Source organism: Pseudomonas sp. GL_091 (genome assembly GCF_057837725.1).
Genome location: NZ_CM174451.1, coordinates 6,267,450 through 6,286,921, shown reverse-complemented (window position 1 = coordinate 6,286,921; position 19,472 = coordinate 6,267,450). Strand labels below are relative to the sequence as shown.

Annotated in this window: 13 protein-coding genes; 5 read left to right on the top strand and 8 right to left on the bottom strand. The window is 59.5% G+C overall.

All coding sequences use genetic code 11. The features are described from left to right. Position 1 precedes the first annotated feature (1 nt). Both AC3ITY_RS28625 and yjiA read left to right on the top strand, forming a co-directional pair. Positions 2 to 199: a YbdD/YjiX family protein gene (locus AC3ITY_RS28625; RefSeq protein WP_007895266.1), complete on the top strand. Its 198-nt coding sequence runs from the start codon at positions 2 to 4 to the stop codon at positions 197 to 199. A 163-nt stretch (positions 200 to 362) separates the two neighbouring features. After that, positions 363 to 1,337, top strand: coding sequence for a GTPase (gene yjiA, locus AC3ITY_RS28620; protein WP_489306280.1), 975 nt, complete (start codon positions 363 to 365; stop codon positions 1,335 to 1,337). 116 nt (positions 1,338 to 1,453) lie between these two features. On the opposite strand, the gene AC3ITY_RS28615 is transcribed toward yjiA, so the two are convergent. The 4 genes from AC3ITY_RS28615 to glyA all read right to left on the bottom strand — a co-directional run bounded on the left by AC3ITY_RS28615 (position 1,454) and on the right by glyA (position 5,763). Then, complete coding sequence (locus AC3ITY_RS28615; RefSeq protein ID WP_489306279.1) at positions 1,454 to 2,143, bottom strand: GntR family transcriptional regulator; 690 nt, start codon at positions 2,141 to 2,143, stop codon at positions 1,454 to 1,456. A 25-nt stretch (positions 2,144 to 2,168) separates the two neighbouring features. Beyond that, positions 2,169 to 2,873, bottom strand: coding sequence for a FadR/GntR family transcriptional regulator (locus tag AC3ITY_RS28610; RefSeq protein WP_223459196.1), 705 nt, complete (start codon positions 2,871 to 2,873; stop codon positions 2,169 to 2,171). Positions 2,874 to 2,921: 48 nt separating this feature from the next. Beyond that, positions 2,922 to 4,235, bottom strand: coding sequence for a C4-dicarboxylate transporter DctA (locus AC3ITY_RS28605; protein WP_489306278.1), 1,314 nt, complete (start codon positions 4,233 to 4,235; stop codon positions 2,922 to 2,924). Positions 4,236 to 4,509: 274 nt separating this feature from the next. Continuing rightward, the gene (gene glyA, locus AC3ITY_RS28600) at positions 4,510 to 5,763 is read right to left on the bottom strand and encodes a serine hydroxymethyltransferase (protein WP_489306277.1); all 1,254 of its coding nucleotides are present in this window, start codon (positions 5,761 to 5,763) and stop codon (positions 4,510 to 4,512) included. A gap of 259 nt (positions 5,764 to 6,022) precedes the next feature. On the opposite strand from glyA, the gene AC3ITY_RS28595 reads away from it, so the two are divergent. After that, positions 6,023 to 8,374 carry a glycoside hydrolase gene (locus tag AC3ITY_RS28595; RefSeq protein ID WP_489306276.1) on the top strand — a complete coding sequence of 784 codons (2,352 nt, stop codon included), beginning with the start codon at positions 6,023 to 6,025 and terminating at the stop codon, positions 8,372 to 8,374. 16 nt (positions 8,375 to 8,390) lie between these two features. Here AC3ITY_RS28595 and AC3ITY_RS28590 read toward each other — a convergent pair whose 3' ends face one another. Further along, complete coding sequence (locus tag AC3ITY_RS28590; RefSeq protein ID WP_489306275.1) at positions 8,391 to 12,239, bottom strand: sensor domain-containing protein; 3,849 nt, start codon at positions 12,237 to 12,239, stop codon at positions 8,391 to 8,393. Between the two features lie 554 nt (positions 12,240 to 12,793). Between AC3ITY_RS28590 and ettA the strand changes: the two genes are divergently transcribed. Both ettA and gdhA read left to right on the top strand, forming a co-directional pair. Then, positions 12,794 to 14,458: an energy-dependent translational throttle protein EttA gene (gene ettA, locus AC3ITY_RS28585; RefSeq protein ID WP_046041761.1), complete on the top strand. Its 1,665-nt coding sequence runs from the start codon at positions 12,794 to 12,796 to the stop codon at positions 14,456 to 14,458. Positions 14,459 to 14,804: 346 nt separating this feature from the next. After that, complete coding sequence (gdhA, locus tag AC3ITY_RS28580; RefSeq protein WP_489306274.1) at positions 14,805 to 16,142, top strand: NADP-specific glutamate dehydrogenase; 1,338 nt, start codon at positions 14,805 to 14,807, stop codon at positions 16,140 to 16,142. On the opposite strand, the gene AC3ITY_RS28575 is transcribed toward gdhA, so the two are convergent. The 3 genes from AC3ITY_RS28575 to AC3ITY_RS28565 form a co-directional block, all read right to left on the bottom strand. After that, on the bottom strand, positions 16,139 to 16,633 hold the full coding sequence (locus tag AC3ITY_RS28575) for a GreA/GreB family elongation factor (protein WP_489306272.1): 495 nt from the start codon (positions 16,631 to 16,633) through the stop codon (positions 16,139 to 16,141). The two genes, gdhA and AC3ITY_RS28575, sit on opposite strands and share 4 nt — an antisense overlap. 291 nt (positions 16,634 to 16,924) lie before the next feature. Continuing rightward, positions 16,925 to 18,778, bottom strand: coding sequence for an Lnb N-terminal periplasmic domain-containing protein (locus AC3ITY_RS28570; RefSeq protein ID WP_489306270.1), 1,854 nt, complete (start codon positions 18,776 to 18,778; stop codon positions 16,925 to 16,927). 92 nt (positions 18,779 to 18,870) lie between these two features. Then, positions 18,871 to 19,359 (bottom strand): DUF3015 domain-containing protein, encoded by a 489-nt coding sequence (locus AC3ITY_RS28565; protein ID WP_223454785.1) that lies wholly within the window; start codon positions 19,357 to 19,359, stop codon positions 18,871 to 18,873. Between the last annotated feature and the right edge of the window lie 113 nt (positions 19,360 to 19,472).

Sequence of the window (19,472 nt, the reverse complement as noted above, 5' to 3'; positions counted from 1 at the left end):
CATGTTCAATGACCTGAGTCGCCTCGGTAAATACCTCGGTCAGGCTGCGCGCCTGATGGTCGGCATGCCCGACTACGACAACTACGTCGAGCATATGCAGACCAAGCACCCGGACAAGCCGGTGATGAGCTATGAGATGTTCTTTCGGGAGCGTCAGGAAGCCCGTTACGGTGGCAAGGGTGGGCCGAAGTGCTGTTGATCCGGTTGTCGGATTAACAGCAATACCTGTGGGAGCGAGCTTGCTCGCGATGGCGGACTGTCAATCAACAGTGATGTTGAATGTTAAGCCGCTATCGCGAGCAAGCTCGCTCCCACATTTGTTTTGTGTTGTTTTTTCACTGTGTGAAAAAAGGAGATCCAGTTTGTCCTCTCCCATCCCGGTCACAATCCTCAGCGGCTTCCTCGGCGCCGGCAAGACCACCCTGTTGCGCCACCTGCTCAAGGCCGAGCACGGCCTGAAAATTGCCGTGATCGAGAACGAATTCAGCGATGCCGGTATCGATACCCAGTTGTTGGGCGATGAACCGGTACAAGTGATGACACTGTCCAATGGTTGCGTCTGCTGCACCATCCATACGGATCTGACCAAAGCGCTTTATCTGTTGCTCGAGCGTCTGGACCGGGGCGACATCGCCTTCGACCGCCTGGTGATCGAATGCACCGGTCTGGCCGATCCGGCACCGGTGGCACAAACCTTTTTCATCGACGAAGAGTTGCGTGAGCGCTATATCCTCGACGGCATCATCACGCTGGTCGACGCGGCACATGCCGACCTGCACCTGACCCAGACCATTGCTCAAGCGCAGATCGGGTTCGCCGACCGCTTACTGGTGAGCAAGCGTGATCTGGTGGACGAACCGACCTTCACCGCGTTGAGCGAGCGCCTGACCCGCATCAACCGTCGTGCGCCTATCCGCGTGGTCGACCACGGCAAGATCGACCTCGCCGAGTTGCTCGACGTGCGCGGCTTCAACCTCAATGCCGACCTCGGCGGCGGCGTGAGTTTGCGCCCGGTCAGCCAGGCTGCTCCGTCCATAGACCGCATTTCCAGCCTGGTGCTGCGCACTGAAAAACCGCTGGATATCGACAAGCTCAGCGAGTTCATGAACGAGTTGCTGGAGGAACATGGCAAGCAATTGCTGCGCTACAAAGGCGTGTTGAATATCCTCGGCGAATCGCGTCGCATGGTGTTTCAGGGTGTGCTGAAACTCTATGGTTTCGACTGGGATACCGAGTGGGCTGAAGAGGAAGTGCGCGAGAGCGTGATCGTGTTCATTGCCGATGATTTGCCGGAAGAAAAGATTCGCGAGGGTTTTGCGCGGGTGGCGGCGGATTAAATTCAGAAACTGCAGCGAGCCTTAAGCCGTCATCGCGAGCAGGCTCGCTCCCACATTTGAAATGCAGTCCTCCGTGGGAGCGAGCCTGCTCCGGGCGGCGTTCCGACGAAAGCGGTCTAACTTGCGGCACAATGTTGGCCCAATGCCGATGCAGGGCTCAGCAACAAATCTTCCAGATAATCCAGATGCCGGTTGAGCACGGCTTGCGCCGTCGCGGCATCTCCTCGCTCCAGCGCATCCAGAATCTCCATGTGCACTTGCTCCACGCAATAATCCTTCTGCTGCAGATCAAACTGCGCAATTGCCAATGAAGTCAGCGGTACCAGGCTCTCAAGAAAGTGCGCTAGCGGTGCATTCCCCGCCATTTGTGCCAACTGCAGATGAAACTCTCCCGACAAACGAATCGCTCGGCCACGCTCGGCGCATTGACGCTCGTTGTCGACCAGTGTCCGCAGGCGCTTCAAGTCTTGCGCGCATGGACGCTGACAGGCCAGCCGCACCAGCATGATCTCGGCCAGACGCCGGGCATGCAGCGTCTGCCGGGTCTGCTCGACATCAAGCTCGGCGACGCGGGGACGATGGTTGACTCGAAGGATGATGATCTGCTGATGGGACAGTCGCGTCAGCACATCACGCATGTCGCTGCGCCTTGCACCGAACATCTGCGCCAGGCTTTCTTCGGTAAAGCGACTCGCCGAATGGATGCGCTGTTCGAAAATGGCATCGAGGACCCGTGAATACAGATCATCCACCGAAGGGCGGACAGGCAGGGTGGCGAGCGTTTGTGGCGCGGCAAAGCTGTTCATGGCCAATCTCCAGTTCGAAGAGGTTTCAACTGCCGAGGTTGTCTTCCGGGATGTTCAATTCGATGCCCATGCGCTGGCCTTCGCGCAAGATGTGCCGACGCATCTCGGCGCTGGCCTGGGCGCTGTTCTTGCTGCGGATCGCCCGCACCACCGCCTCGTTTTCTTCAAGGCGCTCAGCCAGATGTTCCGGGGAGTTGCGTAACACTTCGGCGCTCTGTTTGAGGGCGTTGCTGGTCTGCTGGACCACGCTCTGGAAGATGGGGTTGGATGTGAGCGTGAACAATTCTTCGTGGAACGCGATGTAGGCATTCACGCCGGCTTCACTGTCGATGGCTTCCAGGGCTTCGCGCATGTCCATCAGGGTCAGGCGCAGTTGCCCGACTTCCTTGCTGCTGATGGACTGCGCCACCAGGCCGACGATGAACGGCTCAAGGGTGTAGCGCAGTTGCAGCACGTCTTCCAGGCTCGCTGCGGCCACTGCACTGTCATGCGTCTGGCTGTCGGCGAGATTGGCTTCGAGCACCACCACGCCTTTGCCCGGCATCGAGCGCACCAGACCGAGGGTTTCCAGAACGATGACGGCTTCACGCAGGCTCGGGCGGCTGATGCCCAATTGTTCGGCCAGATCGCGTTGCCCCGGCAGCATTTCGCCGGAGCGCCACTGACCTCGGGCCAAAGCGGCCCGAAGTTTTTCTACCACTGAGTTGACGACGGTTGATGAGGTAATCACTTGTTCGCTCCATGAGCCGTGCCTGCGGTCGGCAGGCACGGCGGTCATTCAGAATTCTTTGGCTGCCGCTTGAGCAACCGGTTTTCTCGGCTGGAAGGTATAACCCGCCTGGCCCGAAAGTACCTTGTTCGCCCGCTGCACATCGATGTCCTTTTCCCACCGCGCGATGGCGACGGTGGCCACACAGTTGCCGATCAGGTTGGTCAGCGCCCGGCCGATGCCCATGAACCAGTCCACGGCCAGCACCAGCACCAGACCCACCACCGGAATTGCCGGAATGGCTGTCAGGGTGGCCGCCAGAATCACCAGCGCCGAGCCCGGAATACCGTGGGCCCCCTTGGAAGTGATCAACGATACCAACAGAATCGTCAACAGGTCGGTCATCGCCAGCGGCGTGCCGGTGGCATTGGCGATGAACACGATGGCCAGGGTCAGGTAGATCGAGAAACCGTCGAGGTTGAACGAGTAACCCGTTGGAATCACCAGCCCGACCGTCGAACTGCCGATGCCCAGATGCTCAAGCTTGCGCATGATTTGTGGCAGTACAGCGTCGGACGAAGCGGTGCCCATGACGATCAGCAGTTCTTCGCGCAGGTACTTGAGCAACGGCCACATCTTCAAGCCGGAGAGTCGCATCACCAGACCGAGAATCAAGGCCACGAAGGCAGTACAGGTCAGGTAGAACAGGCCGACCAGGCTGCCCAGGTGCTGCAGCGAGTCCAGGCCATATTTGCTGGTGGTGAAGGCGATCGCACCGAACACACCAATCGGCGCCAGGCGCACGATCATGCCCATGATGCGGAAGATCACATGGCTGAGTTCATTGATCAGCCGTGAAATACCCGACGCCGCCTCGCCCACCAGATTCAGCGCACTGCCGAACAACACTGAAAACAGCAGGACCTGCAGGATATTGTTATCGGCAAAGGCACCGATCACCGAAGTCGGAATCAGGTCCATCAGGAACTGTGTGGTGGTGTGCATGTGCTGGCCGCGCTGGGCAATGTCGCCCATGTCGGCTGCGGAAAGCTGCTCCAGGTGAATGTTCGCGCCGCTGCCGATGCCGGTGCTGAAGGCGAACACCAGGCCAATCACCAGGGCGATGGTGGTCAGTACTTCAAAGTAGATCACCGATTTGAGGCCGATGCGTCCGACCTTTTTCAGGTCGCCGGCACCGCTGATGCCGCTGACCACTACGCAAAACACAATCAGGCCGATGAGCATTTTGATCAGCTTGATAAAACCGTCACCGAGCGGTTTGAGCTGAGCGGAGTATTCGGGAAGGGTCAGCCCGCAGATGATGCCGAGCACCAGTCCGAGAACCACTTGGAGGAAGATTGAACGCGAGCACCATCTGAGCATGGGAGGAATCCTGGTCGGTGTCCTGGCTTCCGTGTGCGGGGCACATCAGATTCAGGACTTAATTATTGTGGTCTTACCGGTATGTCCAGTGCAGGCGCAGTCTAGGCGCTATTTTTGGGTGTTCGCAAGTAAAAAATAGAAAATCGGCATGACCGGTCTTACCAGTTGGTAGGTAAGCGCGGTTTAGAGCCTTTCCCCCGGCTAAATAAAAAAAACGGGCAAAAAAAACCGGCCATCTCTGGCCGGTTTTTATAGCTACGGTTTAGCGGGCTGATTAAGCGCCGTACACCGGCAGCTTCTTGCAGATTGCCTTGACCTTCTCACGAACGGCGTCGATCACCGCTTCGTTGTTCAGGTCAGCCAGGATGTCGCAGATCCAGCCGGCCAGTTCCTTGCACTCTGCTTCCTTGAAGCCACGAGTGGTCACAGCCGGGGTGCCGAAGCGCAGGCCGGAGGTGACGAACGGGGAGCGTGGGTCGTTTGGCACCGAGTTCTTGTTCACGGTGATGAACGCTTTGCCCAGAGCGGCGTCGGCGTCTTTACCGGAGATTTCCTGCTTGATCAGCGACAGCAGGAACAGGTGGTTCTCAGTACCGCCGGAAACCACGTCGAAGCCGCGCTCGATGAACACGCTGGCCATGGCCTGGGCGTTCTTCACCACTTGTTGCTGGTAAACCTTGAACTCAGGCTGCAGCGCCTCCTTGAAGCAGATCGCCTTGGCCGCGATCACGTGTTCCAGTGGGCCACCCTGGGCGCCCGGGAATACGGCGGAGTTCAGCTTCTTCTCGATGTCGGCGTTGGCGCGAGCCAGGATCAGGCCGCCACGTGGACCGCGCAGGGTCTTGTGGGTGGTGGTGGTCACCACGTCAGCGAATGGAACCGGGTTCGGGTAGACGCCAGCGGCGACCAGCCCCGCAACGTGAGCCATATCAACAAAGAGATAGGCACCTACCTTGTCGGCGATCTCGCGAAAGCGCGGGAAGTCGAGGATCTGCGAGTAGGCAGAGAAACCGGCCACGATCATTTTTGGCTTGTGCTCAACGGCCAGGCGCTCGACTTCGTCGTAGTCGATCAGGCCGTTGGCGTCGATGCCGTACTGGATGGCGTTGTACAGCTTGCCCGAAGACGAAACGCTGGCACCGTGGGTCAGGTGACCACCGTGGGCCAGGCTCATGCCCAGGATGGTGTCGCCAGCCGATAGCAGGGCCAGGTAAACGGCGCTGTTGGCTTGCGAACCGGCGTGCGGCTGAACGTTGGCGTAGTCGGCGCCGAACAGCTCTTTGGCGCGATCGATAGCCAGCTGCTCGACGATGTCTACGTACTCGCAACCACCGTAGTAGCGCTTGCCCGGGTAGCCTTCGGCGTACTTGTTGGTCAGTACCGAGCCTTGAGCTTCCATCACCGCAGGGCTGGTGTAGTTTTCCGAAGCGATCAGCTCAATGTGCTCTTCCTGGCGCTGAGCTTCTTGCTCCATGGCGGCAAAGAGATCGGCGTCGTACTTGGCAATAGTCAAATCACGGCTGAACATGGCGGTCCTCAGGGATCGGGGGCGGAAAAGGGGGGCATTCTAACCCAATGGGTTTTAGATGGCATATGAAACGGCATCATGTCGCAGACAAGTGGCATTCACGGTGCTCGGCAGAATATAGGGACACAGATTTTCGCTGAAGCACGGAGCCGAGTTGGGCATCCTTGTTTTTAGCGGGGCACACTTTGTTCTGGAAGCCTGGGATGAAGGCTGAGCTGACGAATGTCTTGCCCCTGAACATTGGACAGGAAATCAATGGATGAAGCCCGTGACCAATCAGATACCTACCACACCTGTTTTTGCGCATGCTTGCTCATGTCGTTGGATGGCCCCTGTCTGGGGCATCGTGTTTGCTTGCATGGTACCCGGTACGACGTACGCCTTGGACGTTGCCCCTGTGCTGCTGGATAGTCCCGCCGGGCAGTTTGCAATTGAGCCGGACACGTTGGCCATTTCGCTCACGACTTCACAAGGCAAGCGCCTGGCATTGGCATCCCCGGCTTTCAGCGGTAGCAGGGTTGAGCGGCTGTCAGATCGCGAATGGCAAGTGGCTGCCGGCACGGGCCACTACAAGGTCACAGCCAATATCGAGCTCGGTGCATTACGGGTGTCAGTCCGGTCACGAGGTCCCTCCGTATTGAACTGGCCTCGGACCGCGGATCCCGGGGCCATCAAGGCCTATGCATTTCCTTTTGGCGAGGGCAGTTACGTGCCGGCAGACGACCCCGGATGGCTTGACTGGATGGTGCGTCGATACGAACCGGAAAGCGTGCTGAGTATTCTTTCCATGCCGTTCTGGACGGAGTTGCGAGAGGGGCTTTCCGTTACCTGGCTGTTGGAAACACCTCTGGATACAACGTTTGATGTAGAGCGCAGGGCTGATCGTGTACGACCTGGTTTTACTCACAGTTTCTCCTCCCTATCCCCCGATGCCGCTTATACCCTGCGTATTGTGCCCGGCCTGCAGGATCCGTTGGCGGGGGCGCATGGTTACCGGCGATGGCTGCAAGCAAACGGCCAATTTGTTTCCTTGAACGACAAGATTGCCATGACACCCGAGGTCGCCCGGTTAGGAGGGGCATCCCATATCTATCTATGGGGCAGCGCTCCACTGAAAGTCGCGGACATTGTTCAATGGCAAGCGTTTCTGGAACAGTTCCAGCGCCAGAAAGGCGATGGCACGCAACTGGCGGGCCGACTGTGGGCGGTACTTGATGATGAAAAGCGCAAAACCGTCGAGATGGCGTTCAAGGCGGGGGCGAGGAACCAGGGCGATATTGAGCCATCGCTGAAAAAAGAGGTGGTTCGAGCGCTCAACGCGGCACTGTTGAAAGTGATTGCCCGTCCTGAAGTGACACCCCTGCCGGGTGGACATGACCCTGGCGGTGAAGTTGTGTGGACTCGGGATATGAGAATCGCCATGGACCAGGCCTTCGGTCCGCTGTTGGCTCCCCACCAGCGTTGGGGGGGCGGTCTGTCGACCGACCTGGTCAGCGCACTGCAATCGGCAGGTTTGCGTCGTGCCTGGCTGGGAGTCAGTGAGTGGCGAACGGCGCTTTGGCACCCTGAAGCCCTTGAGCAAGCCAAGGCGGCGGGTTACCTGGTCGGCGTCTACGACAGCTATGGCAGCGCTCACCTCTCAAACCTTGTGGAAACCTGGTCTACCGCGCAGATGGGCGACGAGTTGGCGAATGCCGGTTACCGGGATAAAAACGGCCAGATCGTCACCGGTTTTGCTGGAAAGGGGGTATATGTCAGCGCTCGTGCAGTCCATGACTATGCTCGAAAACGCATCGATGCGATTGCAAAAAACTCTGGGCTCAACAGCTATTTTCTGGATGTGGATGGCGCCGGCCCGCCGCGTGAGGACTATACGCCCGGCCGTGAGACCAGTGAGTCGCAGGACAGCCAGAGCGTGCGCCAGAGGCTGGCCTATCCTACCCAGGCACTTGGCCTGGTGACCGGAACGGAAGGTGGGTTGTCCTGGTACACCCCACAGTTCGCGTTTGCCCAGGGCATGACGACACAGCCCTTCGCGTGGATGGATCCTGATATGAAGGATTCACTCTCGCCGTACTATCGAGGGAATTACTGGCCCGGAGAAACGCCCGGTCTTTACTTCAAGCCTGTTCCGCTCAAGCCTTCGGTCGCCCGTTATGAACGCTCGCCACGGTTTCGCCTGCCGCTTTATCAAATCGCCTTGCATGACAGCGTCGTGACAACCCATCACTGGGAGTACGGCTCATTGAAGTTCAGCAATGAGTTGGAGGCGACGGCGCTCCTGCAGCTGTTGTATATGGTGCCGCCGCTTTATCACCTCGCCGATGAAGTGCTCGATCGTGATCTGCCGGTGATCGCGGCCTATGACCGTATCTTCCGCCCGCTGCACGAGCGACTGTTCAGAGTGGCGATGGTGGATTTCAAGGTGTTGTCGAAGGATCGCGCGCTCCAGCAATCAAGCTATGCGGATGGAACGCGCATCACCGCGAACTTCAGCAGCGGGCCGATGGTGGTGACAGGTACGACGTTACCTGCGCTCTCTGCGCGTGTCGAAGAACCTGGGCAGCCTGTGCGAGTGCATGAAATGAGTACGGTGTTCAAGGCGCGTTGAGACGGTTGGGCGGTGGTCAATCAAACATGAACAATGCATCGTTACTGTATTGGGCCTCGAACTGATTGGCCGGCATCGGCCGACCGAACAGATACCCCTGCACCTCGTCGCAACCGTGCTCCCTCAGGAAATCAAGCTGCTCGTGGGTTTCCACGCCTTCGGCGATCACCGCCAGGTTGAGGCTGTGGGCCATGGCAATGATTGCACGGGCAATTTGTGCGTCCTGCTCGCCGCTGGGCAGGCCATCGACGAAGGTGCGGTCGATCTTCAACACGTCGATGGGAAATTGCTTGAGGTAGTTCAGGGATGAGTAACCGGTGCCAAAGTCATCCACCGCGATGCTCAGCCCAAGATTTTTCAGCCCGGCGAGAATCTGCATCGCCTCGCTGACTTCGCGCATCAGGATACTTTCGGTCAGCTCCAGCTCCAGGCACGCCGGCGGCAGGCCGGTTTCCTTGAGGATGGTGGCGATCCGCGTGCCGAGCTGACCATCGGAGAACTGCCGCGCCGAGATGTTCACCGACACCTTCGGCACCCGCACCCTGGCCTGATGCCAAGCCTTGAGTTGACGGCAGGCCTCGCTGATCACCCAGTCGCCGACATCCACCACCAGCCCGAGCTCTTCGAGCACCGGAATGAAATCCCCCGGCGGTACCAGCCCGCGGCGTGGATGACGCCAGCGCAGCAGCGCCTCGGTACCGGTCAGGCGTTTGCCGTCACCGCTGAGCTGCGGCTGGTAATACAGCACGAATTCGTTCTGTTCCAGGGCATGGCGCAAGTCGCTTTCCAGCTCCAGACGTTCCAGCGCACTGGCGTTCATGTCCGCCTGATAGAACTGGAAGTTGTTCTTGCCTCGCTCCTTGGCGTGGTACATCGCGGTGTCGGCATTCTTCATCAGCTGGCTGAGTTCGTTGCCGTCCTGCGGGCTCAGGGCGATGCCGATACTGGCTGTGACGAAGAACTCGCGGCCTTCAAGCACGAACGGTTTCACCAGGCTGGCGAGAATCTGTTCGGCCACATGGATTGCCCGGTTCAGGGCGATTTCACGGTTGGCTCGCGGTTGCAGGAGCAAGGTGAATTCGTCACCGCCCATGCGCGCCACGGTGTCGTCATCGTCGACGCAACCGAGCAGGCGCGTGGCCATTTCCTTGAGCATGCGGTCGCCGGCGGCGTGACCCAAGGAGTCGTTGATCGGCTTGAAGCGATCGAGATCGAGGAACATCAGCACTACCCACGACTTCTGCCGTTCGGCCGATTGCAACGCCGTGTGCAGACGATCCTGGAACAGTGAGCGGTTGGGCAGGTGGGTCAGGGCGTCGTAGTAGGCGAGGCGGTGAATCCGCTGCTCGCTGGCCTTGCGCTCGCTGATGTCGCTGAAGAAACACACATAACTGGCCAGGTCGCCTTCGTCGTCGAGTACGGCGGTGATCCCGACCCAGGCCGGGTAGTGCTCGCCGTTGCGGCGCTTGAGCCAGACTTCGCCTTCCCAGGTGCTGTGCTGGCCCAATTGTTTGAGCACATAACGCAGATGGGTTTCCTGCTGCTCGTCGACGGTCAGCATGTTCGGCAACTGGTCGAGGACCTGCTCCACGGCATAGCCGCTGACAAGGCTGAAGGCTTCGTTGGCCTGGACGATGTAGCCGGCCGGGTCGGTGATCAGGATCGCCGAGGTCGAGTGTTCGAATACCGTGGCGGCCATGCGCAGGTCTTTTTCGGCCCGGCGTTGCTGGCTGATGTCGCGGCCGACGCCGAGCACGCCTTCGAACGTACCGTGTTCGTCCCAGACCAATACCAGGCGCAGTTCGATCGGGATCTTGCGTCCGTCGGCCCGCAGGCAATCGAACAGGAACAGTTGGGTTTGCACCTGGCTGCGTAACAGCGCCAGTTGGTCTGGCTGATCCAGCGCTTTGCTGACCCGGTCCATCAGGTGGTAGATGCCGGTCAGTTGTTGCGGGTTGGCGATGATCGATTGCCAGCCGTTCTGGAAAATCCACTCGGCGTCGTAACCCAGCACCGCTTGCACCGAAGGGCTGACGTAATTGAGGTTGAGGCGGCTGTCGGTGGAGAAGATCACGTCGCTGATGCTTTCGGCGAGCATCCGGTAGCGCTGCTCACTGTCGCGCAGGGACTCACTGGCTTCGATCTGGTCGGTGATGTCCTTGGCCACGCCGATGATCCGCGTGACCTGATCGTCCTTGTCCCGCGCCAGTGCCTGCTCGCGAATCTCGAAGCGTCGCCACTGGCCGTCCCGATGGCGGAAGCGCAACTGGCACTGCATCAATTGGCGATAGCCGGCCTGGCGCTGGACCTGGCGGGAGCGGTGGTAATAGTCGGCGTCCTCGGGGTGCAGGAGGATTTCCCAGAAGTATTCGCCCATCTGGTGCAGTTCGGTGCGGTTGTAACCCAGTGTCTGGCCCAGATGGTGGTTGCTGTAGATCATGCGCTGGCTGATCACATCCTGCACATACAGGTGATCCGGCACGGTGCGCACCACGTCCGACCAAAACCCTTCGCGCTCCTGCAGCGACAGTTCGATGAGCTTGCGGCTGGTGATGTCGGTGATGCTCAGGATCACCGCGTTATAGTCGTCCGGTGTTTGCGGCAGGCGCAGCACCAGCCACAGGTGCTGGTCGCGACCGCTGGCATCCTGCAGTTTGATTTCCAGCTCAAGCTGTTGCTGCTGGTTGAGCACCGCGTCGAGTACCTGGTTGCCGATGGCTGTGCCGTCCTGCGGATGGCCGTCGATCAGCAGTTTCCAGGCTTTGTCGGCGCTATCGACATTGATCAGTTGCAGCGCAACCTGGTTGACCTCGGTGATCCGCAGTTCCTTGAGCAATTGCCGGCGTTGCTCCGGGATCGCCAGCCACGCTTGCAGTTGTTCGCTGCCCCGCAGTTGTGCCTTGTCGAAAAAGACCTTGAGCCCGGACATGTCGAGGACGCACAAGGCCACGCCGGTGCCTTCGAAAATGTCCTGATAACGCCGGCGGCCTTCGCTCAATTGGCGCTGACGTCGGCGCGTGTTCAGCAAGGCGATGAACGGCAGCATGGAAAACGCCAGGCCCAGCAGGCATTTGCCGATGAACGCCGGCAGCAGCTCTTCCAGCGCGCGCTGACGGTCGAACAAGCCGCGCAGTTGCCAATCGCTGCTGCTCAGCGCAACGGTCAGCACGCTGTTGGCGACATCATCCTCGGTCAGCGTGCCCGGATTGACCGAGGGCAGCGCTTCGTCGCGGCTGATGATCTGATGATTGATGCGGTTCTCAACCAGCCACAACGGGCGGCGGCCGGCCTCGCTTTGCTTGGTCAAGGACGAAAAGAAGGTGGGTGTCAGGCGCAAGACCCAATAGCCTCGGGAACTGCCGCTGGCCTGATGCAACAATAAATGCACCACGGAACCGTCGGTGGCGTTGCTGAAGTAGTGCGTCTGGGCGTGGCTGCGGCGTATCAGTTCACCCAGGTAGTCGCTGTCATCGCTGTCGGGAGCGCTGTCACTGATGACTCTTCCCGAGGGGCTGAGCAACGCCAGGCTGCGCAGTTCCGGCAGCGACTGTTGCAGCTTGCGCAGCAGGGCTTGCAGTTCATCGGCGCCTTGCGGTTGCTCGACGATCGGCAACAGGTTGAGGGCGATCTGCGCGTTGAGCGCCATGTTCAGGCTGACCTGCGCGGCCAGATCGGCGGTGTAGTCGATGGTGTACTGACGCTGGTTCTTCTGGGTTTCCCGCAACTGGTCGAGCAACTGCCAGAACAGCAGGGCCAGCAGCAATAATGCGAGTGTCGCCAAGGTGCCCTTCAAGGTCCCGCGCAGGGGAGAGCCGGGCGCTGTGGCCGACGCGCTGGAAGTCAGAGGCGGAGGGACTTTGGACAAGCTGTAATCCTGCGGTTTGGCTGGACTGGCGCGACATGCACTATAAGCCGGACGCCCGAAGGGCGGCTAGCATGCCTTGAGTTGTGGCGAAGTGCCAGCCCCTGTCCGTCGGCTGGACTGCCACCGGTCATTAAGGTAGCTTTGCCGGTTACGCGGGAGCGTTCCAGCTCCGGGGGGCGTTCTCAATTAGTTTCCGCACCGCGCCGGGCCTGCTGTTGTGCAGGGCAAGGCGCGAGAAGCGTGGTTTGGTCATTCCAGATAAGCTTCGATCAACGCAGCCCTGCACAACAGCAGGCCCGGCCCTTCGGGTTGTGCCTTAAAGCGGGCCAGGCTGCGTTGCAGGCCTTGGAAAGGGAACGACCATTCCCAGCGGCCTGCGCCTTGCCTGGTCCGCTTTAAGGCGACAACGCGGCGTGGAAACTAATTGAGAACGCCCCCATAATCAGACTTTTTCAGCGCGCACGTATTGATAGCCTCAAGCGAGCGACGCGCACGGTCTGGCCGGGCATTGCCTGCGCTCCAATCATTCATCAGTCACTGACCCTAGGTTCTCCATGGCTCAATACGTATTCACCATGCATCGGCTGGGCAAAGTTGTTCCGCCGAAGCGGGAAATCCTGAAAAACATTTCTCTGTCCTTCTTCCCTGGCGCCAAGATTGGCGTACTCGGCCTCAACGGTTCGGGTAAGTCCACGCTGCTGAAAATCATGGCTGGCGTTGACACCGAATTCGACGGCGAAGCCCGCCCGATGCCGGAGCTGAACATCGGTTATCTGCCGCAAGAGCCGATCCTGGACCCGACCAAAACCGTGCGTGAAGTGGTCGAGGAGGCGGTCAGCGTGATCAAGAACGCCCAGGCGCGCCTGGACGAGGTCTACGCGGCTTACGCTGAAGAAGACGCCGACTTCGACAAACTGGCTGCCGAACAGGCCAAGCTCGAAGCGATCCTGCAAGCCAGCGACGGTCACAACCTCGATCGTCAGCTGGAAGTCGCCGCCGATGCGCTGCGTCTGCCGGCCTGGGATGCCAAGGTTGAATTCCTGTCCGGTGGTGAAAAACGTCGCGTGGCCCTGTGCCGCCTGCTGCTGTCCGCCCCCGACATGCTGCTGCTCGACGAACCGACCAACCACCTGGACGCCGATTCCGTTGCTTGGCTTGAGCACTTCCTGCACGACTTCCCGGGCACCGTGGTCGCGATCACGCACGACCGTTACTTCCTGGATAACGTTGCAGGCTGGATTCTGGAACTCGACCGCGGCGCGGGCATTCCTTACGAGGGCAACTATTCGGGTTGGCTGGAAGCCAAGTCCGATCGTCTGGCTGCCGAATCCAAGCAGCAGTCGGCTCACGAAAAAGCCATGAAGGAAGAACTGGAGTGGGTGCGCAAAGGCGCCAAGGCCCGCCAGTCGAAATCCAAGGCTCGTCTGCAACGCTTCGAAGAAATGCAGTCGCAGGAATTCCAGAAGCGCAGCGAAACCAACGAGATCTACATCCCGGCCGGTCCACGCCTGGGCGACAAGGTCATCGAATTCAAGAACGTTACCAAGGGCTACGGCGATCGCGTACTGATCGACAACCTGTCGTTCTCCATGCCTAAAGGCGCCATCGTCGGCGTGATCGGCGGTAACGGTGCCGGTAAGTCGACCCTGTTCCGCATGCTGATGGGCAAGGAAACGCCGGATTCGGGCAGCATCGAAGTCGGTGAAACCGTGCAACTGGCTTGCGTGGATCAGAGCCGCGAAGACCTGGACGGCAGCAAGACCGTGTTCCAGCAGATTTCCGACGGTTCCGACCAGATCCGCATCGGCAACTACGAGATCCCGTCGCGTACCTACGTCGGTCGCTTCAACTTCAAGGGTGGCGATCAGCAGAAGTTCGTCAAGGACCTGTCTGGTGGTGAGCGCGGTCGCTTGCACCTGGCCCTGACCCTGAAAGAGGGCGGCAACGTCCTGCTGCTCGACGAACCGTCCAACGACCTCGACGTCGAAACCCTGCGTTCCCTGGAAGAGGCCCTGCTGGACTTCCCGGGCGCCGCCATTGTGATCTCCCACGACCGGTGGTTCCTTGACCGCGTCGCGACTCACATCCTGGCGTACGAAGACGACTCGCAAGCGGTGTTCTTCGAAGGTAACTATACCGAGTACGAAGCCGACCGTAGAAAGCGTCTCGGCGAAGCGGCTGCCCAGCCGCATCGTGTACGGCACAAGAAACTGGCCTGATTTCGGGTTGGTTGCATAAAGAGCGGAGCCTTCGGGCTCCGTTTTTTTGTGCGCTTCCAGTGAAACCGAGTCGCGCCATTCGCGAGCAAGCCCGCTCCCACATGAGTGGAACGCATTTCAAATGTGGGAGCGGGCTTGCTCGCGAAGGCGGTGTTTCTAATGGTGCAAGACTTGAATTGTGAATCCCTGTTCAGGTGCAAAAATAGTCAAAAAACCAGGTTAATTTATATCTTGTGCACCATTTAATTTCATAAGTGCGACATTTTGCTCTGTTCTTGTGCGCGAATCGTTTGTTACAGTCCGGCTCAATCTCCTCCAACGACAATAAATTTGCCGAGACTTTTCCATGATCGAATCCGTCGAATCCTTCCTTGCGCGCCTGAAAAAACGCGATCCGGATCAACCCGAATTCCACCAGGCTGTAGAAGAAGTCCTGCGCACTCTGTGGCCGTTTCTTGAAGCCAATCCGCATTACCTGACATCGGGCATTCTGGAGCGCATCTGCGAGCCGGAGCGGGCGGTGGTGTTTCGTGTGTCGTGGGTCGACGATCAGGGCCAGGTCCAGGTCAATCGCGGTTTCCGCATCCAGATGAACAGCGCAATCGGCCCGTACAAGGGCGGCCTGCGTTTCCACCCGTCGGTGAACATGGGCGTGCTGAAATTCCTCGCCTTTGAACAAACCTTCAAAAACTCCCTGACTTCATTGCCCATGGGCGGCGGCAAGGGTGGTTCGGACTTCGACCCCAAAGGCAAAAGCGACGCGGAAGTCATGCGCTTCTGCCAGGCCTTCATGAGCGAGTTGTACCGCCACATCGGTGCCGACGTTGACGTGCCGGCCGGGGACATCGGTGTCGGCGCGCGGGAAATCGGTTTCCTGTTCGGCCAGTACAAGCGCCTGAGCAACCAGTTCACCAGCGTGATGACCGGCAAAGGCCCAAGCTACGGCGGCAGCCTGATTCGCCCGGAAGCCACCGGTTTCGGTTGCGTGTATTTCGCCGAAGAAATGCTCAAGCGCCGCGGTTTGGCAGTCGAAGGCAAGCGAGTGGCAATCTCCGGTTCCGGCAACGTCGCGCAATACGCGGCGCGCAAGGTCATGGACCTGGGCGGCAAGGTGATTTCGCTGTCCGACTCCGAAGGCACGCTGTATTGCGAAAGCGGCTTGACCGAGGAGCAATGGCTGGCGGTGCTGGAGCTGAAAAACGTACAGCGCGGGCGTATCCGTGAACTGGCCGGTCGTTTTGGCTTGGAGTTCCGCGCCGGCCAATTGCCATGGAGCCTGAGCTGCGATATCGCGCTGCCGTGCGCGACGCAAAACGAACTGGACGCCGAAGCCGCTCGCACCTTGCTGCGCAACGGCTGCGTCTGCGTGGCCGAAGGCGCGAACATGCCGACCACCCTCGAGGCCGTGGACTTGTTCATCGAGGCTGACATTCTGTTCGCGCCGGGCAAGGCATCCAACGCCGGCGGCGTGGCGGTGAGCGGGCTGGAAATGTCGCAGAACGCCATGCGCCTGGCATGGACCGGTGGCGAAGTGGACAGCAAGCTGCACGCGATCATGCAGTCGATTCACCACGCTTGCGTGCATTACGGCGATGAGAATGGCCGGGTCAACTACGTCAAGGGCGCGAACATCGCCGGCTTCGTCAAAGTCGCCGATGCCATGTTGGCCCAGGGCGTTGTCTAAGTCGGTTCGATACGGATCACTTCTATCAATTGATCCCCGACGGGGCGCTGCCACAGCACTTCATCGTTGAGTCGTGCTCCGAGCAGCGCCCGACCCAGCGGTGAACCCCAATTGATCAGGCCGTGAGCGGCATCGGCTTGATCTTCACCCACCAGTTGTACCCGGCGTTCGGTGGCGTGTTCATCGGCATAGGTCACCCAACTGCCGATCTGCACTTTCTCGGTCGAAGTCGCGGTGGGTACCACCTGAGCGCTGCCCAGGCGTTGCTTGAAGTAACGCAAATCACGTTCGAGATCGGCCAGGCGCTGCTTGTCGGCCTGTTCGCCCCTGGCCGATTGTTCGGCGTGCAGGGTTTGCAGTTCGGTGACTTTTCCCTGCAACAGGTCCAGGCCTTGCGGCGTGACGTAATTGGGCTGCGCGCTGACCTGCCGTTCGACAGGCTGATCGGCTTGCGCGGCGGCGTTATCTTCATTGACGAAGGCACGGCTCATGGAATTCTCCCGGTATAGGGTTTTGGCCATGGTCTCAGGCATTTGGTTTCACTGGATGTCTGAAAGCGACTTATGGCGAGTGATAGGCCCGTGCGGCGTCCTGATCCTTCTGCTGCTGCCAGGCTTTACAGCCAGCCATCCCGCATACCACCACATCTCACTCTCCCAAGCCGATACGCGGCCCATAGAGAAAGTCTAGAAGTGGATTCGTCGGGTGGTTGTGAAAGGTGTGCAGGCATTTCGTCGAACACCACACAGCCCGCTCCCACAGGGAATTGCGCTGCATTCGGGTCAGTAGTGATACCACTTCAGCTCAAGCATCACTTCGTTCTCGGCCGTCGCCAAATGGCTGAACTCGCGCTGGGCGCTCAAGCGCAGTCCGAGATCGCGGGATATTTCCCACTGCTGATTCAGGCTCAGGCTACGACGCACTTCACCATTGGTGAAGAAATCACCCTTGGTTTCGAGGCTCAAATTGCCCAGCGGGTTTTTCCACAGCACACCACTGTTGAAGCCAGCGGCCGGTGCGACGAACGCGGCGAAGTCGTTGTTGTGCTCGATACGCACGGTGCCCAGGGCAAAGCCGAGCGTGTCTTCGCCCAGTTGCCAGGTGCCACCGCCACCGCCGTTGACGTGGCTGACCAGGGTTTGGTCATCGTGTTTGCCCGGCACCCGCTCCAGACCACCTGTGACTTGCCATGACAGCGGTTGCAGCAGCTCGTTACGCGGGGTCAGGGAGCGAATGGTGGCCAGGTCCAGTTGCTGCACTTGCCAGTCATTGTCTTCGTACTGGCGAAGTTTCAACTGCAGGATTTCTATCTGCGCGCCAAGGGGAAAGCTTTCGTTGTTGTCATTGAGGTCGTGATAAGCCATGCGCAAGCCGTACTCGCCAAAGGCCTTATCTCCACGGCTGCCGAGGCCGAGCTGCCAAGTGCGGGACTCGTGACCGTCTTCAGGTAGGCCCGGTTGCGGGATATCCAGCTCCGGTGCCGGGTTCTGATTGATTGCCCGCAGCAGTTCGAAGCTGCGCTGGGCGCGCGCCGGGTCGCGCTCCTGACCGTTGGCGCGGTAACGCTCCAGTCGATAGGCCGCATCGATGATCAGCGCCTGGCGGTCGTGGGATTGAGCCTTGAGGGCCGGGTCTTGCAATTGTTTCTGATCGGCGCTGACTTTCAGCACCCATTGCTGTTCTTCAGGGTTCAACTGCTCGGCGCGACTGAGCAGTTCGCGCTCCCGGGACGGGCGATACTGGATCGATTCCACCAGTCCGGCCTCTTTCACGGCTTTGACGGTGTCGGTCGGGATGGCGGTGAGCGGGAACTGCTCGGTCAGGCGCAGGCTCGGGCGAGCCACCTGCAGCAGCTCCAGCAAACGATATGAGCAATTCTCGTCGAAGAAGAAATAGTCGAACTTGATCTGCTTCAGCTCCCAAACGTGCTCGACCATGCGCGCGGTTTCCTGCCGGGTCAGGTTCAGGCGGTATTCCCACAGGTCGCGGTTTTCCAGACTACGGTATTCCGAGAGCTTTTCCTGGTAGGGCACCATTGCGAACAGGCCGGGATAGCCGCCCATCAGGCCTTTCCAGGCATAGAGGATGCTGTTGTCCGAGCCCTCGATGTAGGCGCCGAAGTTGATCGCATAACTGAGCAGCGAAGTCTTGTCGCTCTTCACCTCGGCCTGGTCGATGCGCAGCAGGGTATGGCCAAACATCGAGGACGGGCTGTTCAGATAGGCCGCCGGGAAGATCATCACCGCGCTGTCGGGTGAGACGTCCTTGAACCATTGCTTGAATTCGGCGCAGGCCGGCGTCGGCAGTCCGCTCAGGCCGAGTTGTTCTTTCAGCCAGCGGGTGCGGGCCGGGTAGACACATTGAGCGTGTGTTTCACCGGCACTGGCCGGGGCGTACAAGGCTTGTACAGTTGCTGCCAGTTCATGGTCCGGATGTTCATTGCCGTCAGCGGCGAGGAAGAATTTCCGGTCGCTGACATAACTGCGCCAGCCGCCGAACTTGGCGGTTTCGTAATGGCCCAGGGATATCCAGAAAGGGGCGTTGGCCAGTTGCTGCAAACGTTGTGGGTCGAACTGAGGCGCGGCGGACAGCGGGGCGCAGGCACACAGCGCCAGCCAGGCAAGGCGATTGAGCATAAGTGACAACTTAAAAACTTGAGAAAAAGACCCAAAAGAGGCAGGTCCAAAAAACAAAACCCGCTTCCCGAAAGAAGCGGGGCGGGTCGAGCTTAAGCTTGAGTCGCGTACTTGGCCAGACGAGGGTCGGCTTTGAGCACGGCCAGGGTATTGGTATGCACGTCTTCGGCAGTCACGTCAGCCTTGCTGAAGATCTGCTGGAAGTGCTCGTGAGTGACGGCGGCGAAGTGCGCACGGTCTTCCGGCGCCACACCCAGTACCACGGCATAGGTGGTCAGCGCTTCGCCCTGACCCTTGGCCATGTCTTCGGACAGCTCGTTCATCATGCCATTCATGGCAAACCAGGATTTGCCGCCATAGGTCAGCGACGCATTGGTCGCGCAACCGTTGGTGCCGGAGGTCATGCCGAAGGTTGCGTTGCCGGAGGTGCCGTTGGTGGTGGATGCCATGAAGTGAGCCGGAGTACCACGCTGGCCTTCGAACAGCATGTTGCCCCAGCCGCAATCCGGGCCGCCCGGCGCCTGAGCCATGGCGTTGATGGAAACAGCAGTGAAGAGAGTACCGAGAAGAATCCGTTTCATAGCTTTGTTCTCTTTATGTGCCTACCAATGGACAAGTGGGCCGGTCATTAGTCCAGCCGCGCAGTCTGGAGTTTAGGCACGATCACGGGGTTCCGTGATTTTTTGCAAAACAT

Excerpts from the sequence above, each read along its gene's own strand:
- AC3ITY_RS28625 (WP_007895266.1), top strand. The coding sequence starts at position 2 with ATGTTCAATGACCTGAGTCGCCTCGGTAAATACCTCGGTCAGGCTGCG.
- AC3ITY_RS28615 (WP_489306279.1), bottom strand. The coding sequence starts at position 2,143 with ATGAACAGCTTTGCCGCGCCACAAACGCTCGCCACCCTGCCTGTCCGC.
- AC3ITY_RS28605 (WP_489306278.1), bottom strand. The coding sequence starts at position 4,235 with ATGCTCAGATGGTGCTCGCGTTCAATCTTCCTCCAAGTGGTTCTCGGA.
- glyA (WP_489306277.1), bottom strand. The coding sequence starts at position 5,763 with ATGTTCAGCCGTGATTTGACTATTGCCAAGTACGACGCCGATCTCTTT.
- AC3ITY_RS28595 (WP_489306276.1), top strand. The coding sequence starts at position 6,023 with ATGAAGCCCGTGACCAATCAGATACCTACCACACCTGTTTTTGCGCAT.
- ettA (WP_046041761.1), top strand. The coding sequence starts at position 12,794 with ATGGCTCAATACGTATTCACCATGCATCGGCTGGGCAAAGTTGTTCCG.
- gdhA (WP_489306274.1), top strand. The coding sequence starts at position 14,805 with ATGATCGAATCCGTCGAATCCTTCCTTGCGCGCCTGAAAAAACGCGAT.
- AC3ITY_RS28575 (WP_489306272.1), bottom strand. The coding sequence starts at position 16,633 with ATGAGCCGTGCCTTCGTCAATGAAGATAACGCCGCCGCGCAAGCCGAT.
- AC3ITY_RS28570 (WP_489306270.1), bottom strand. The coding sequence starts at position 18,778 with ATGCTCAATCGCCTTGCCTGGCTGGCGCTGTGTGCCTGCGCCCCGCTG.
- AC3ITY_RS28565 (WP_223454785.1), bottom strand. The coding sequence starts at position 19,359 with ATGAAACGGATTCTTCTCGGTACTCTCTTCACTGCTGTTTCCATCAAC.